The organism is Pseudomonas sp. ESBL9 (genome assembly GCF_036668715.1).
Classification (GTDB): domain Bacteria; phylum Pseudomonadota; class Gammaproteobacteria; order Pseudomonadales; family Pseudomonadaceae; genus Aquipseudomonas; species Aquipseudomonas lundensis.
This window is the reverse complement of sequence record NZ_JAZEVV010000004.1, coordinates 327,485-341,177: the sequence shown is the minus strand read 5'-3', so window position 1 is coordinate 341,177 and position 13,693 is coordinate 327,485. Positions and strand designations below refer to the sequence as shown.

General features: G+C 56.9%; 17 protein-coding genes and 1 tRNA gene. 4 read left to right on the top strand and 14 right to left on the bottom strand.

What is annotated here, in order from left to right:
- Positions 1 to 30: 30 nt before the first annotated feature.
- The 4 genes from V6F78_RS13955 to V6F78_RS13940 all read right to left on the bottom strand — a co-directional run bounded on the left by V6F78_RS13955 (position 31) and on the right by V6F78_RS13940 (position 2,109).
- Positions 31 to 104, bottom strand: a tRNA-Gly gene (locus V6F78_RS13955).
- A 66-nt stretch (positions 105 to 170) separates the two neighbouring features.
- Positions 171 to 1,055, bottom strand: coding sequence for an alpha/beta fold hydrolase (locus V6F78_RS13950; RefSeq protein ID WP_047295233.1), 885 nt, complete (start codon positions 1,053 to 1,055; stop codon positions 171 to 173).
- A 103-nt stretch (positions 1,056 to 1,158) separates the two neighbouring features.
- Positions 1,159 to 1,851, bottom strand: a complete 693-nt coding sequence (locus tag V6F78_RS13945) for a pseudouridine synthase (RefSeq protein WP_332727666.1) — start codon at positions 1,849 to 1,851, stop codon at positions 1,159 to 1,161.
- 33 nt (positions 1,852 to 1,884) lie between these two features.
- Positions 1,885 to 2,109: a cysteine-rich CWC family protein gene (locus tag V6F78_RS13940; RefSeq protein WP_047295080.1), complete on the bottom strand. Its 225-nt coding sequence runs from the start codon at positions 2,107 to 2,109 to the stop codon at positions 1,885 to 1,887.
- Between the two features lie 147 nt (positions 2,110 to 2,256).
- Here V6F78_RS13940 and ung point away from each other — a divergent pair, with 147 nt between their 5' ends.
- Complete coding sequence (gene ung / locus V6F78_RS13935) at positions 2,257 to 2,949, top strand: uracil-DNA glycosylase (protein ID WP_047277131.1); 693 nt, start codon at positions 2,257 to 2,259, stop codon at positions 2,947 to 2,949.
- 95 nt (positions 2,950 to 3,044) lie between these two features.
- On the opposite strand, the gene V6F78_RS13930 is transcribed toward ung, so the two are convergent.
- Positions 3,045 to 3,404: a hypothetical protein gene (locus V6F78_RS13930; RefSeq protein WP_047277129.1), complete on the bottom strand. Its 360-nt coding sequence runs from the start codon at positions 3,402 to 3,404 to the stop codon at positions 3,045 to 3,047.
- Entirely contained in the window at positions 3,401 to 3,667 is a 267-nt protein-coding gene (locus tag V6F78_RS13925) for an ogr/Delta-like zinc finger family protein (protein ID WP_332727551.1), read from the bottom strand. Before V6F78_RS13925 ends, V6F78_RS13930 begins: the two co-directional genes overlap by 4 nt.
- 333 nt (positions 3,668 to 4,000) lie before the next feature.
- Between V6F78_RS13925 and V6F78_RS13920 the strand changes: the two genes are divergently transcribed.
- Positions 4,001 to 4,402 (top strand): helix-turn-helix domain-containing protein, encoded by a 402-nt coding sequence (locus tag V6F78_RS13920; protein WP_169839321.1) that lies wholly within the window; start codon positions 4,001 to 4,003, stop codon positions 4,400 to 4,402.
- 17 nt (positions 4,403 to 4,419) lie between these two features.
- Here V6F78_RS13920 and V6F78_RS13915 read toward each other — a convergent pair whose 3' ends face one another.
- From V6F78_RS13915 to V6F78_RS13890, 6 genes are all read right to left on the bottom strand, one after another.
- Positions 4,420 to 4,773, bottom strand: a complete 354-nt coding sequence (locus V6F78_RS13915) for a putative holin (protein ID WP_094990380.1) — start codon at positions 4,771 to 4,773, stop codon at positions 4,420 to 4,422.
- A gap of 113 nt (positions 4,774 to 4,886) precedes the next feature.
- Positions 4,887 to 5,183, bottom strand: coding sequence for a response regulator transcription factor (locus tag V6F78_RS13910; protein ID WP_139048412.1), 297 nt, complete (start codon positions 5,181 to 5,183; stop codon positions 4,887 to 4,889).
- 98 nt (positions 5,184 to 5,281) lie between these two features.
- Positions 5,282 to 6,313: an AbrB family transcriptional regulator gene (locus V6F78_RS13905; protein WP_047295071.1), complete on the bottom strand. Its 1,032-nt coding sequence runs from the start codon at positions 6,311 to 6,313 to the stop codon at positions 5,282 to 5,284.
- Positions 6,306 to 7,820 (bottom strand): tripartite tricarboxylate transporter permease, encoded by a 1,515-nt coding sequence (locus tag V6F78_RS13900; protein ID WP_332727546.1) that lies wholly within the window; start codon positions 7,818 to 7,820, stop codon positions 6,306 to 6,308. Before V6F78_RS13900 ends, V6F78_RS13905 begins: the two co-directional genes overlap by 8 nt.
- Position 7,821: 1 nt before the next feature.
- Entirely contained in the window at positions 7,822 to 8,280 is a 459-nt protein-coding gene (locus tag V6F78_RS13895; RefSeq protein ID WP_047278221.1) for a tripartite tricarboxylate transporter TctB family protein, read from the bottom strand.
- Positions 8,281 to 8,337: 57 nt separating this feature from the next.
- Entirely contained in the window at positions 8,338 to 9,315 is a 978-nt protein-coding gene (locus V6F78_RS13890) for a Bug family tripartite tricarboxylate transporter substrate binding protein (RefSeq protein ID WP_332727544.1), read from the bottom strand.
- 453 nt (positions 9,316 to 9,768) lie between these two features.
- Between V6F78_RS13890 and V6F78_RS13885 the strand changes: the two genes are divergently transcribed.
- Together V6F78_RS13885 and V6F78_RS13880 are read left to right on the top strand one after the other, a co-directional pair.
- Entirely contained in the window at positions 9,769 to 10,440 is a 672-nt protein-coding gene (locus V6F78_RS13885) for a response regulator (RefSeq protein WP_047277116.1), read from the top strand.
- The gene (locus V6F78_RS13880) at positions 10,433 to 11,824 is read left to right on the top strand and encodes a sensor histidine kinase (RefSeq protein ID WP_047295067.1); all 1,392 of its coding nucleotides are present in this window, start codon (positions 10,433 to 10,435) and stop codon (positions 11,822 to 11,824) included. The genes V6F78_RS13885 and V6F78_RS13880 overlap by 8 nt, the downstream gene beginning before the upstream one ends.
- Positions 11,825 to 11,846: 22 nt before the next feature.
- On the opposite strand, the gene V6F78_RS13875 is transcribed toward V6F78_RS13880, so the two are convergent.
- Together V6F78_RS13875 and ygfZ are read right to left on the bottom strand one after the other, a co-directional pair.
- Positions 11,847 to 12,668, bottom strand: coding sequence for an HDOD domain-containing protein (locus tag V6F78_RS13875; protein ID WP_047295065.1), 822 nt, complete (start codon positions 12,666 to 12,668; stop codon positions 11,847 to 11,849).
- A gap of 39 nt (positions 12,669 to 12,707) precedes the next feature.
- Positions 12,708 to 13,649, bottom strand: coding sequence for a CAF17-like 4Fe-4S cluster assembly/insertion protein YgfZ (gene ygfZ / locus V6F78_RS13870; protein ID WP_047295063.1), 942 nt, complete (start codon positions 13,647 to 13,649; stop codon positions 12,708 to 12,710).
- Positions 13,650 to 13,693: the final 44 nt, after the last annotated feature.

Below are 13,693 nucleotides of genomic sequence, written 5' to 3'. Positions count from 1 at the left end.
TTTCAGAAGGCTGACAGCGCAATGAAGAAGTGGAGCGGGTGAAGGGAATCGAACCCTCGTTATCAGCTTGGGAAGCTGGAGTAATGCCATTATACGACACCCGCTCAGAGCGGCTGACTTTGTACCAGAAGTCGGCGCGGATGAGAAGGTTTAATTGTTCATTCCCTCGTTTACAGCCCGATATGCTCACCGGATGGCGTCATTGGCAGCCCTGCCGATGAAGGGGATTGCACTGGGTTCAGGAAGTCCAGCACGACGCTTTTTGTGTGTCGACTGGCAGCCGTGTGTTCCATGTCCAGAAAGTGACCGGTGTTGTCCACGATGGCAAATTGGCTGTTGGTAACAGGGTGTGCGAATTGTCGAGCGTCTTTTGCCGCCGTGTATTCGTCCCATTCGCCATTGATGAACAGCACAGGAATAGCAATGCGTTCTGCCGCCTTGAGCCGACTCACGTAGTCACTCGCCAGCAAATGGTCGATGTGGAAGTGCATTTGCGCGTATTCGTGATCGGCAAGGGTGCTGATGTGGCGAAAATTAAAACGTTTGAACAGGTGCGGCAAATGCTTGCCCAGTGTGTCGTTCACCAGATGGCCCAGCAGGGTGCGGTCGCCCCTGGCCAGCCCGTGACGGCCCCGTTCCAGATAATCCTGCATGGCTGTATTGATGGCGGGTGAGAACGAACTGATCACCGCTTTCTCAATACGCTGTGGTTGTTCAGCCAGGGCGGCCAGTGCAACCAGTCCGCCCCACGAAAACGACAGTACGTAATGGGCGTTAAAGTGCTCGATCAATTCCAGCAACACGTGGGCTTCAAGCTCATTGGTTAGCAGGGAAGGATGAGGATTGTGGGGTTTTGACTGACCCGCGTAGGGTTGGTCGTACAGCACGACATTCAGTGCGGGGTGCAGGTTCTTGAGGGTCTGGGCAAATGAGGCCGTTGTGGACATCGACCCGTTGACCAGAATGATGGTGCGGTGTGCCGATTCGGATCGGTAATGCTCGGTATGGATTCGATACTGACCTTGTATATCCAGCACGGCGATTTCAGGCTTCATGGCGTCGGACTCCCGCACCTCGAACATCGTTTAATTCGAGAGTGAACCCGGAATGTGACAGTCAATCGTGCGGGGCTTGAGCTGGTGCCAGAGGGTTGCGGTCTCAGAACAACTCGATTTCCTGCGCAGTCAGTGCCCGGTACTGGCCTGGCGCGAGGCGTTCATCGAGCACCAACGAGCCGATGCGCTCGCGATGCAGGCGCAGCACTTTGTTGTTGAAGTGGCCGAACATGCGCTTGACCTGGTGATAGCGGCCCTCAACGATGCTCAGCCGGGCACAACGCGGGCCAAGCACGTGCAAGTGGGCGGGCTGGGTGGTGAGGTCTTCATACGCGAAATAAATGCCGTGGTTGAACGTGACGGCATACGCGTCGGTGATCGCGTGCTCTGTTTCAACGTAATACACCTTGGGCAGTTTGGTTTCAGGTTGCGTGACCTGTCGTGACCAGTGCCCATCGTTGGTAATCAGCATCAACCCGCTGGTGTTAAAGTCCAGGCGCCCGGCGATATGCAGGTCGTCCTTGTCCGGCTCGTTCAGCAAGTCGAGCACAGTGGGGTGTTGCGGGTCCTGAGTGGCGCTGACACAGCCGGGCGGCTTGTGCAGCATGAAATACCGCGCGGGCTTGCCGACCTGCAGGCATTGTCCGTCGCACTCAATACGGCTGAAGGCCCGCACCTCATGGTGAGGATCGCAGACGATGTGCCCATCGACCTGAACGCGCTTCTCGATCAGCAACAGGCGCACCTGTTTGCGATTGAATTGCGGCAAGTTACTGAGGAAACGGTCTAAACGCATAGCCATCGATCACTTGAAAAACCGGCGCGTAGCTTAACGGTTGGCGTCGCCTGTCGTTGCAAGAAGTTGCTCAAGCACACCGGCGCACCGCGGGCACAGACAGTCTGCATTGCGCAGTTCGGCAGGTAACGCGTCAATGACACTCGGGTCGAGGGTGACCCCAAAACACCAGCATGCGTTTGTCGGCACTTCTTCGCTGCCGACCATCGCGCATCCATTGCTGGCGCCGCAGGCAGGGCACAGGGCGGGTGTTGACATGGCAAGTCCAATAAAACGGTGAGGTTGGCCGCCTTTATACAACAGTCGGGCAACCCGGATAGCCATTCGCGACAGACGTGGCAGATTGCATTGACAAGGCGGGTGGGCTTTTTTAGTGTCCGCACCATTGTTTTTCGAGATGTAGCCATGACGCTGGACGACCGTATAAAACTTGAACCCCTCTGGAAGCAGGCGCTGCGCGAGGAGTTCGAAAAACCCTACATGGGCGAGCTGCGTGAGTTCCTGCGTCAGGAGCACGCTGCGGGCAAAGAAATTTATCCGCCGGGCCCCCTGATTTTCAATGCCCTGAATTCAACGCCGCTGGACAAGGTCAAGGTGGTTATTCTGGGGCAGGACCCTTACCACGGCCCGGGTCAGGCCCATGGGCTGTGTTTTTCCGTGCAGCGCGGCGTGCCTGCGCCACCTTCGCTGGTCAACATCTACAAAGAACTCAAACGCGATCTGAACATCGACATTCCTTCCCATGGCTGTTTGCAGTCATGGGCCGATCAGGGGGTGTTGCTGCTCAATACCACCATGACCGTAGAGCGCGCCAACGCAGCGTCTCACGCCAAAAAAGGCTGGGAGCACTTCACCGACCGGATAATCCAGGTGGTCAGCGAGACACAGCCCACGTTGGTGTTTTTGCTGTGGGGGGCACATGCGCAGGGCAAACAAAAGCTGATTGATGCCACCAAACATTTGGTGTTGACCTCTGTGCATCCTTCGCCGCTGTCGGCTTATCGAGGCTTTATCGGGAACGGGCATTTCAGCCGCACCAACAAGTTTCTTGAACAAAACGGTTTAACGCCCATCAATTGGACATTGCCTGCCGATTGATCTGCGACCAATACAGGTGTGGTCAGAGAAACGCGGCATGACACACCAGGTGTGACGCCTGGTGTGTAAGTGATAACACGTGAAAATCGCGCGAATTAAACCAGTCGCATTCGACAATTGTCGGGTGCCTCAATCACTCTTTCTACAATGGCTTTAATTGGAACGGCCCACGTCATTCCACTTTCCGGGTCTGTGATAACGGCCAGATGTTCAGTACTGGCATCCAGATCCAGTCGGCACCGTTCATCAATGATTTTGAGTTCGCCGTAGGCGCGACTGACCAACTTCTGTGCCGCCGGAACGCTCAGCGCGTAAATACTGACCAGATAATTGACGGTTTTACAAAATAAAATCTGATCGCTTTCCGGATGCTGGGGTTGGAACTTTCGCAAGAACGTCAGCGCCGAGGCCTGTATCTGTTGCTCGTCATCCTCGACTAAATGGGCAGATGTCATGGTGTTACTCCGCACGCATTATCAACGTTCTGAATAGCAGCGTGACGCAGGTCTTTATCAACATGAGGAAGACGAACATCCGGGTTGGGCATACCGCTGGGTGATAGCTCATGGGTCATTTCGAACTCAGCTCGGACTGACCATCCACAGGCTTCGGTTGTACATTGCAAATAGGCAACACGTAAAAAAATATGTCTGCCTTCGCTGGTGCGGATCCGCATTTTACTCAAGCAATGTGGGCAAACCATTTTGTAGGTGCTCATGAGTGACTCCGGTTAAACGTTGTTAAGTGCCAGTTGTAGCAGGCACGGCGTATAGAAAAGACCACTCCTTTGATCTCGGTGGGTGAGTGCCGGAGCAGGAGGTGATAAGCAGTTCCAGCATTAAGTAAGTTTTTGGTTTTGTTTATGTAGGAATTTTTGATTGCGTATGTGTGAGTTGCGTTTTTTTGAGCGTGAAGCGAGTTGTGTGAGTGGTAAGTCAGTGTTGTCATTTTCGAAATATTTATAAGGTTGCAATTTTTAATAATCTTGAAGTACTCAATGTGAGTAGATATTGAAGCAAAATCGCGCTGAGTCAAATTTGGATTATTCAAAATGAGTAACAGGAAATCAATTGAAGTACTTTTAAGGTTGAAACAGGTTTTCGGTGTTAAAACTGACGTTGACCTTTCTGGCGCCATGGGGGTTAGCCCTCAAACATTGAGCAGCTGGAAAGGGCGCTCAAAGATTCCCTATGCGCACTGTATTGAGCTCGCAGAAAAGCACGATATATCGCTGGACTGGTTGTTTAGCGGGCATGGCCCCATGTTGCTGCCTAACGGCCATCAAGTAACATCAGGCTATGACGTCTTTAATGCAAATGAGTTTCAAGTCTTAACGCTTTACCGCGCCTTGAATGCTTTCAATCAAGGGCTGGCGCTAAGCGCTATACAGGATCGTCAACATGTGCAGGGTTTGACGGAGCGCATAGAGGTTTTGTCACAGCGCGTCGAGTAGTCTGCTCAGCCATCAGGTCACTTTCCCCCTCTAAACCGTCGTATCAGGTCGACAATATCCGTCACTTGAATCCAGTCAGTCAGTTTTCGGCTGAGGGGGATTACCACCAATGCACATATAAAACCGCACACGCCGGGCGGTATGACGGGCAAGTAAAGTAATGCCACCGGCGAGAATAAGTAACCCACACTTACGCTGAGTACAAAGCTCGCCATTTTTTTGAATATATTTTTATTTTTTCGGGAGCTCGCCACCAGCCACGCCCCTAAAAATGCTCCCCAGAACATCGGGTTGTTCACCATGTTTTCCAGCACGTGAATGCACAGTTCTAGGTATTTATGGGCTGTGTACGTTAATTCTTCAGTGGCCATGTCGGGACGCTCTTTTGTCGTGGGGCTGCACAGGGGTCAGAACATCGGTTGACGTGCATTTCAGGCGGTTTAATACGTATCGTGTCGTTCAGTTTTTTTGAGGTTTATAGTCGTCAGGTGTGTGTCAGGATGCCGAGTTTTAATGCTTTTAAAACAGTGGCGTGACGGCACCGTGTTCCAAACTTTGCTCTGAGATTGAAGAAGTGAAAGTTGATGGTGCTCTCGGCGCGGTGAAGTGTTCTGGCAATTTCTGCAGTGGTCATGCCTTTTGCACAAAGTTGCAATATTTGCTGTTCGCGAACGGTGATTTTTAGCGTGCAGGTCGCGTGCTCATTATCCAGAATTAATGATTTATAAGACTCGCCCTGTTTCATTTCAAAGCCTGCACTGTTGAAGGAATTGGGCTTCACAGTAAATGCTGAGTATCAGGCCCTCAATGTAATAAAACTGTAAGAATCAGCCTTACATTGCATGACTTTTCCTACATTGTCCGGGCTGTTTTCGACTGTCAGTGATCAGACCTTGTCCAACGCCGGAATAAGGGTTGCGCGAGAAACAACACAAACAGCAGGCGCATGACTTGCAGTGCCGTCACCAAAGGCACGGAGAGTTGTAATACCTCGGCGGTCAGGCTCATCTCTGCGATTCCGCCCGGCATCATGCCCAGGGTCAGGGAGCGCAGGTCTAGGTGCGTGAGCGCGCTTAACCCCACAGCGCATGCACTGGCGATCATCATAGTGAGCGCTGTACCAAGGAGTGTGCGGGCGATAAAAGAAGGGGCGCGGCGAAAGAACTCGCGATTGAAGTGACAGCCCAGGCCGCTGCCGATTAGCCATTGGCCTGCCTGACTGCTGCCTTCGGGAAGCCCCGTGTGTACGTCCCACACACAGCTGACGCAAGCGCTGACAAGCAGAGGGCCGAACAACCAGGGGTTGGGTTGACCCAAACGTTGCCAGATCCAGGCCAGTAAGGCGCCGGCCGCAAACAGCAGCGTCAGCCAGGCGAAGTCCACGGGTGTGGCCTGTAAGGTCGGCGAGCCGGAGTCCAATGTGTATTTGAATGCGGCGGGTACGCATAAGACCACGGTCAATACGCGCAAACTCTGGCCCGCCGCCACACGGCTCAGAACAGCGCCGTTGCGTGCGCCGAGGTTGACCATCTCGCCCGAGCCGCCAGGCATGCTTGAGAAAAACGCAGTGGCTCGATCTTCTCCGCTGCGAAGCATGATCCATACGTTGATGATGCTCGACAGGCTCGTCAGCAGCGCACCGCACACTATCAGCCAAAAATGCGCGATCACCTGTTCTATCACCGTTGGCGTGAAATGCAGGCCGATGCCAATCCCGATAATCCATTGGCCGCACTTTCTGCCACCGGGGATTTCGGCCAACTGCCAGGGTGTCAGGCAGCGAACCAGAATGACTGCCAGCAATGAGCCGACCATCCAGGGCAACGGCCAGCCAATCAGGCTGGCCAGGTAACCGCCAGCCAGCCCGACCAGCGGCGTTACCCCCCAGTGTTGGAAACGGCTGTCAGGCATTGGCTAGCGTACGGCGCTGAGCGCTACGTTTGCGCCAGATTCGTACGATGGGCAGCAGTAACATCACGACCGTGAGCATCCACACGCCCAGCGTGATCGGGCTAGACCACAAGATCTCCAGCGCGCCATTGGAAATCGACAGGGCGCGGCGCAGGTTCTGTTCCATCAGGCCGCCCAAAATAAAGCCCAGGAGCACAGGCGAGAGCGGGAAGTCGAGCTTGCGCAGGATGTAACCGAAGATGCCTATGCCGATCATCAGGAACAGGTCGAAGGTGGTCGCATGCACCGCGTACACGCCAATCGCGGTAATGATGGCAATCACGGGCACCAGCGTCCAGTTTGGCACGGACAAAATGCGCGTGAAGATACGGATCATCGGGATGTTGAGGATCACCAGCATGATGTTGGCGATAAACAGCGAAGCAATCAGGCCCCACACGATGTCCGGCTGTTGTTGGAACAACAGTGGACCGGGGGTGATGTTGTATAGCGACAAGGCGCCGATCATCACCGCCGTGGTGCCTGAGCCCGGCACGCCGAGGGTCAGCATCGGCACCAGTGCGCCACACGCCGAGGCGCCGATGGCCGTTTCAGGGGCCGCCAGGCCGCGCATGTCACCCTGGCCGAATTGACCCGTCGCACCGGCCATGCGCTTCTCGGTCATGTAGGCCACGGCACTGGCCAGCGTCGCGCCTGCGCCGGGCAGCACACCCATGATGAAACCCAATAACCCGCAGCGGATATTCACGACAAACACCGCAGACGCTTCTTTGAGGTTAAACATCATGCGGCCTGTGGCTTTGACCGCTTCCTGGCCCCGGTGAGTTTTTTCCAGCAGTAACAGAATTTCGCTGATGGAGAACAGGCCCAACACCAGGACCACGAACTGAATGCCGTCAGTCAGGTGAATGTTGTCCCCGGTGAAACGGTACACACCGCTGTTGGCATCGATCCCGACACTGGACAGAAACAGGCCGATCAGCGCGGCGATAAAGGTTTTCAGGGGCCGGTCGCCCGCCATCCCGCCCAGGCACACAATTGCAAAAACCATCAGCACGAAATACTCGGCGGGCCCGAATGCAATGGCCCACTTGGCGAGCAGTGGCGCGAACAGCACCATGCCGCAGGTCGCAATAAAGGCGCCGATGAACGAGCTCCAGGCTGACAGCGAGAGTGCGACGCCCGCCAGGCCTTTGCGGGCCATCGGATAGCCGTCCAGGGTGGTCATGACGGTTGAGGCTTCGCCGGGAATGTTCAGCAGGATCGAGCTGATCCGCCCGCCGTATTCACAGCCCAGATACACCGCTGCCAGCAGGATGAGTGCGGACTCGGGCGGCAGGCCCAGTGCAAATGCAATCGGGATTAACAGCGCAACCCCGTTGATGGGCCCAAGGCCGGGTAACAATCCTACGACGGTGCCGATCAACGTCCCGCACAGCGCAGTCACCAAGTTGTAGGGGCTGAGCGCGACGCCGAAGCCCTGGCCCAAATAACCAAAAGTGTCCATATCAGTTCTCCAGAACGTCGAGCAGGCCGAGGGGCAGTGGAACGTCCATGGCTTTATCGAACAGCAGATAAAGGCCGACGCTCATCACACTGATGATCACGACACTGGGCACCCAGCGACCGCCGTACAGACGGGCCATCGGGATGCCAATCAGGATGCTGCTGAGGATAAAACCCAGGGGTTCGAAGGTGCCGGCAAAGATCAGCAGTAGCACGACGCACACCGCGATCTTGAGCAGTGTGTCGCGGTCCAGTTGTGGGTCTTCTTCGCTATGCACCACGGGCGTCGGGCGCACAATCATGTAGATCAGGCCCAGCCCCATCAGGCCCAACATCAAGAGCGGGAAAGCCCGGGGGCCGACGGGTTCGTAGGAAAATGCGGCCTGATACGGCCAGGCCATCAGCGCCAGACCGACGCAGACCAGCAGCAACACCGAGGCAAAAATGCGTTGTAAGAGCATGGTTCACTCCTGCGCTGCGCGCCGGCGGTACGGCGCGCAATCAACTGTCAGCGGCGGTTACTGGATCAGGCCGAATTCTTTGGCCAGCACTTTGTAATCGCTCACCTGTTTTTTCACGTAGGTGTCCAGCTCGGGGCCGGTCATGGCGAACGGGAAGAGTTCGCGCTGATCGCGCAACGTGGCGAATTCCTCAGAGGCCAGCAACGTGTCAAAAGCGCCTTTCCACCACGCGTAGTCCTCGTTGCTGACTTTTGGACCAAGGTAAAAGCCGCGCACCACTGGCCAGACGATGTCGTAGCCTTGCTCTTTGGCCGTGGGAATATTCTTCATTTCGGGTTCATCCAGGCGGGTGTCAGAGAACACCGCGAGGATGCGCATGTCGCCGCTCTGGATGTGCGGCATGGAGTCGGAAATATCCGTACTGCCAACCTGAATGTGGCCGCCGAGCAAGGCGGTGGCAATTTCGCCGCCGCCTTCGAGCGCCACGTAACGCAAGTCGCGCGGGTTGATGCCGGCCGCCTTGGCGATCAGCGCCGTTTGCATCCAGTCCTGACTGCCTACGGTGCCACCGGAGCCGATGACCACGCTGCTGGGGTCTTTTTTCAGGGCCTGCACCAGATCATCGAGGTTTTTGTAAGGTGAGTCGCTTTTAACGGCAATGGCGCCATAGCTGGTACCCACGGCGGCAAGCCAGCGCACTGCGCCCTCATCGAAACGTCCGAATTTACCCTGCGCCAGATTGAGCAATGAGCCACTGGACCAGGCCACCAACGTGCCCGCATCTGCGGGGCGTTGCGCCACGACCGCGTTGTAGGCCACTGCCCCGACGCCACCCGGCATGTAGGTCACGCGCATGGGTTTGCTCAGCAGCTTCTCGTTCACCAGCGCGCTTTGCGCCAGTTTGCAGGTCAAGTCAAAACCTCCGCCCGGCGAGGCGGGGGCGATGCATTCGGGGCGTTTGGGTTCGGCAATCGCGTAGCCGGCCAAAACAAGGCAACTGGCCGCAAGGGCGAGGGCGCGCAGTGATTGATTCATGGTGTCTCCCGGTGCGTTTTTGTTTTTAGAGAGGGGCGGGGCCGCGTCACTACAAGGCGATACCGAAACCGATAAGCAAGCTGATTTCAGTGGCATTGCGTGGCAGTGAGGGGCGAGGCAGCAGGTGTCGCAGGCGCAACCTGGCGCTGAGTGAGGCGATTTGGCAAATACGCAATAAACGGACGGGCCAGGTGGCCCAAGGCTTTAAAGCCGGCATGAGGCAGTGCTCCATTATTGTTCTTATTGGCGAAAACGCTTCAGGGCGCTTTTCGGGTCGCTACGGCATCCATAGCGAAGACAGTTGTAACTGTCCGTTTCAGGATCCTAATCGGCCAACCTTTCACCAACCTTTCAAGACTTTTTCGCGCCGTTTCGTACTTCACAGCCGGGCTGGCGTCTGTACACTCCGCGCAAAGAAGGGCAGGTGCCTAGAACAATAATGAGGACGATCCGATGCGTGTGCTCTTGGTCGAAGACCAGCCGCAACTGGCCGAAAGTGTGGCTCAGGCGTTGAAAAGTACCGGCCTGACCGTGGACGTATTGCACGATGGCGTGGCTGCCGATCTGGCGTTGGCCAGTGAAGACTATGCCGTAGCGATTCTGGATGTGGGGCTGCCGCGCATGGATGGGTTTGAGGTGCTGGCGCGTTTGCGTGCCCGTGGCAAAACCCTGCCAGTGTTGATGTTGACCGCCCGCAGTGACGTCAAGGATCGGGTACACGGCCTCAATTTGGGTGCCGATGATTATCTGGCCAAACCTTTCGAGCTGACCGAGATGGAAGCCCGCGTCAAAGCCCTGTTGCGTCGCAGTGTGTTGGGCGGCGAACGTCAGCAACGCTGCGGGGCGTTGGTGTATGACCTGGAAACCCGCCGCTTTACGCTCGGTGACGAATTGCTAACCCTGACTTCTCGCGAGCAAGCCGTGCTGGAGGCTTTGATTGCCCGGCCGGGGCGGGTCATGAGCAAGGAACAACTGGCGGCGCAGGTGTTTGGTCTGGACGAGGACGCAAGCCCGGACGCCATCGAGATTTATGTCCACCGCTTGCGAAAAAAACTCGACGGCCAGCCCGTGGCGATCGTGACCTTTCGTGGCCTGGGCTACTTGCTGGAAAGCCGTGATGCGTAAGCTCGACAGTTTGCGCTGGCGACTGCTCTGGCACCTGACGCTGATGCTGGTGGTGTTGATGCTGGCCAGCAGTTTGAGTGCCTGGTTCAACGGCCGCGAGGCTGCTGACACCGCTTACGACCGAACCCTTCTGGCTTCGGCGCGGACCATTGCGGCGGGCTTGTCGCAGCGAGATGGCAGCTTGAGCGCCGACGTGCCCTACGTCGCGCTGGACACGTTTGCCTATGACAGCGCGGGGCGGATCTATTACCAGGTCAATGACATTCATCAGCGCCTGATTTCAGGGTACGAAAACCTGCCAGCGCCGCCGCCCGGTACGTTACGGACTGACGATTACCCGGCGCTGGCGCGTTTTTATGATGGCCAGTATCAGGGGCAAAACGTGCGCGTGGTGAGTTTGCTCAAGGCTGTCAGCGAACCGAACATGAACGGCATGGCTGAAATTCGGGTGGCAGAAACCGATGAGGCGCGGGTTGCGATGGCGCGCAGCCTGATGGCAGACACCGTGCTGCGTCTGGGGATGCTCGGGCTGGGCGCGCTGTTGGTGGTGTGGTTTGCCGTGAGCGCTGCGTTGCGTCCGCTGGAGCGTTTGCGCACCGCGGTGGAGGAGCGTGAGCCTGATGATTTGCGTCCTTTGCCGCTAGTGCCGGTGCAGCGTGAGTTGTGGCCGCTGGTGCAGGCGCTCAATCACTTCACGGAGCGTTTGCGCGGGCAGTTTGAGCGTCAGGCGCAGTTTATTGCCGATGCCTCCCACGAGCTAAGAACCCCGCTGGCGGTGCTCAAGGCCCAGCTTGAACTGGGCTTGCGCGCGCATGATCCGAACGTATGGCGCACGACGTTGACACAGGCGGTGCAGGGCACGGACAGGGTGACCCACTTGGCCAATCAATTACTGTCGTTGGCGCGGGTGGAGAACGGAGCCCGGGCGATTGCCGAAGGCGGCGCGCAGTTACTGGATCTGAGCCAATTGGCGCGTGAGCTGGGCATGGCGATGGCGCCCCTGGCGCATGCGCGCGGCGTGGCGCTGGCACTTGAAGCGGACCGGCCTGTGTGGCTGCACGGCGAGCCCACCTTGCTCAACGAGTTGCTCAGTAACCTGATGGACAATGCGCTGGCCCACACACCCGTGGGCGGCAACGTGATTTTGCGCGTGACTGAACCTGCCGTGCTGGAGGTGGAAGACGACGGTCCGGGGATTCCCCATGAAGACCGTGAACGGGTATTCGAGCGGTTTTACCGACGAAATCCCTCGGTGGCGGGATCAGGCCTTGGGTTGGCGATTGTGGGAGAGATCTGCCGCGCCCATCTGGCACACATCACTTTGCATGATGGCGCGCAAGGCGGGCTGAAAGTACGGGTCAGTTTTGTGCAGGTCCTGCGCTGAGCGGGTTTGAAGGCGGTGTCGCTCAGATGAACATGAAGCGCGCGGCGTTCAGTTCTTCCTGCAGCTTGCTGCTCATGCCATCAAGGCCCAGCCTTTTGAAGGCGGGCAGGGTGCTCAACTCAAGGTTCAAGAGGGCGGAATCGCCCTGCTTAAGGCAGAAAACCGTGGCGATTTGCACCAGATCGATGTAATCCACTGCTGCGGATTCGCGAGAAAAGTCCAGATATTGGCCCGGCAGCTTGACCAGCATTTCAGGGAATTCCCACACGCTCAGCAGTTTGTCGCCAATCAGCGGGTGGATATTTTCGATGACATGGTTAAGGGAAACCGGGTCCGAGAGCAGTTCGTTGTGTTCTTCGGCGTAAGTCAGAATCGGCAGCACCCCGATTTGATGCACCAGCCCGCCCAGCGCTGCCTGGTCCGGTTTAAGTGAGGTGCAGCGGCGGCACAAGGCGTAACAAATGCCGGCGATTTCGAGGCTTTGACGCCACACATCACGCATTTTGTTTTCAACCACCTCGGAGCGGGCATGGAAGATTTGCTCCATGACCAGCCCGATCGCGAGGTTACTGCTGTAGTTGACACCCAATCGGGTGATGGCGGTGTGCAGGTTGGTGACCTCCTGAGCGGCGCGCAGCAGCGGGCTGTTCACCACTTTGATCAGGCGCGCTGACAGCGCGGTGTCACGGCCAATCACTTTGCTCAGGTTGCTGACGCTGATATCGGGGTTTTCGGCGGCCTTGCGAATGTTCAACGCTACTTCGGGTAGCGTGGGTAGAACCAGGTCATCTTTGGTAATGGCCTGAATCAAATCCTTTTGGACCTTATGCGCCAGGTTGCTCATTTCTGTTCTCTAGGATGCTGCGTTTCAAGGTGTTGCAATTTAGCGCTGGATTTCGCGATCACGGTCCAGTTGATAAGGCAGATCCAGAAGGGTCAATTCAGGGCCTTGCGCATCACCCAGATGCACGTCGCCGGCTTGTGCTGCTTCAGATTGCAGGACAGCCAGCAGTTCAACACCGCGCTCACTGCGGGCGCCGATCACGACTTCGCCAATGGCGCTGCTATGAGTCGGGGCAAACAGCGGAGTTCCCGGTAATGGCACCTCATTGAGGTCGAGCGACAAGCGGTAGAGGTGGCGCTTGAGTTTGCCCAGGTATTGCATGCGCGCCACGATTTCCTGACCCGTGTAACACCCTTTCTTGAAGCTCACGCCCCCCACGGCCTGCAGGTTGATCATTTGCGGAATGAACAGCTCGCGGGTCTGTTCCATCACCTGACCGATGCCGGCGCGTATTTGCCCGAGCAACCATTCATTGAGGTTTGCCTGAGGCAAGTGGGCGTGAAGTTCACGAGTGACGCTGTCGGCCTGATCGGCGGGGGCCCAGAGTTCTGCACGGTGGTGGCTGGCGCGAATCGCGATCAAGCCGTTGGCACGCACGACGCTGTCGGTGTCGGCTGGCAGGTCGAGCCCGAGCCCGGCCAGCACTGCGTCTGCACCGGCGAGGCCGAAGCGTACCCAGTTAGCGCTGTCATCGGTGAGTTTGGACTTGGAGAAGACGGCGTACTTTTTCAGGTCGGCCAACTGTGGCTCAACCAGTTCCCGCGCCATGGCCAGCAAGCAACCGTCGGGCTGAAGCAGGATACGGAAACTCGATTGCATGCGGCCTTTTTGCGTGCAGCGCGCGCCCAGACTGGAGCGCGTGTCGCTCAAGTAGTTGAGGTTGCAGGTCAGCTGCCCTTGTAAAAACTTGCTGGCGTCAGTGCCGATCACAGCAAGAACGCCTTCGTGGGTCAGGGTGCAGAAAAAAGCAGAGTCGGCCATGGTTCATCGCAGGTCAAAAAGTCTGACGGACATCATAGAGGGGC

What these genes read in the sequence shown, in the direction of transcription:
- V6F78_RS13895 (WP_047278221.1), bottom strand. Translation starts at nt 8,280, where the DNA reads ATGCTCTTACAACGCATTTTTGCCTCGGTGTTGCTGCTGGTCTGCGTC.
- V6F78_RS13900 (WP_332727546.1), bottom strand. Translation starts at nt 7,820, where the DNA reads ATGGACACTTTTGGTTATTTGGGCCAGGGCTTCGGCGTCGCGCTCAGC.
- ung (WP_047277131.1), top strand. Translation starts at nt 2,257, where the DNA reads ATGACGCTGGACGACCGTATAAAACTTGAACCCCTCTGGAAGCAGGCG.
- V6F78_RS13920 (WP_169839321.1), top strand. Translation starts at nt 4,001, where the DNA reads ATGAGTAACAGGAAATCAATTGAAGTACTTTTAAGGTTGAAACAGGTT.
- V6F78_RS13950 (WP_047295233.1), bottom strand. Translation starts at nt 1,055, where the DNA reads ATGAAGCCTGAAATCGCCGTGCTGGATATACAAGGTCAGTATCGAATC.
- V6F78_RS13940 (WP_047295080.1), bottom strand. Translation starts at nt 2,109, where the DNA reads ATGTCAACACCCGCCCTGTGCCCTGCCTGCGGCGCCAGCAATGGATGC.
- V6F78_RS13890 (WP_332727544.1), bottom strand. Translation starts at nt 9,315, where the DNA reads ATGAATCAATCACTGCGCGCCCTCGCCCTTGCGGCCAGTTGCCTTGTT.
- V6F78_RS13930 (WP_047277129.1), bottom strand. Translation starts at nt 3,404, where the DNA reads ATGACATCTGCCCATTTAGTCGAGGATGACGAGCAACAGATACAGGCC.
- V6F78_RS13885 (WP_047277116.1), top strand. Translation starts at nt 9,769, where the DNA reads ATGCGTGTGCTCTTGGTCGAAGACCAGCCGCAACTGGCCGAAAGTGTG.
- V6F78_RS13925 (WP_332727551.1), bottom strand. Translation starts at nt 3,667, where the DNA reads ATGAGCACCTACAAAATGGTTTGCCCACATTGCTTGAGTAAAATGCGG.
- V6F78_RS13875 (WP_047295065.1), bottom strand. Translation starts at nt 12,668, where the DNA reads ATGAGCAACCTGGCGCATAAGGTCCAAAAGGATTTGATTCAGGCCATT.
- V6F78_RS13880 (WP_047295067.1), top strand. Translation starts at nt 10,433, where the DNA reads ATGCGTAAGCTCGACAGTTTGCGCTGGCGACTGCTCTGGCACCTGACG.
- V6F78_RS13905 (WP_047295071.1), bottom strand. Translation starts at nt 6,313, where the DNA reads ATGCCTGACAGCCGTTTCCAACACTGGGGGGTAACGCCGCTGGTCGGG.
- V6F78_RS13915 (WP_094990380.1), bottom strand. Translation starts at nt 4,773, where the DNA reads ATGGCCACTGAAGAATTAACGTACACAGCCCATAAATACCTAGAACTG.
- ygfZ (WP_047295063.1), bottom strand. Translation starts at nt 13,649, where the DNA reads ATGGCCGACTCTGCTTTTTTCTGCACCCTGACCCACGAAGGCGTTCTT.
- V6F78_RS13945 (WP_332727666.1), bottom strand. Translation starts at nt 1,851, where the DNA reads ATGCGTTTAGACCGTTTCCTCAGTAACTTGCCGCAATTCAATCGCAAA.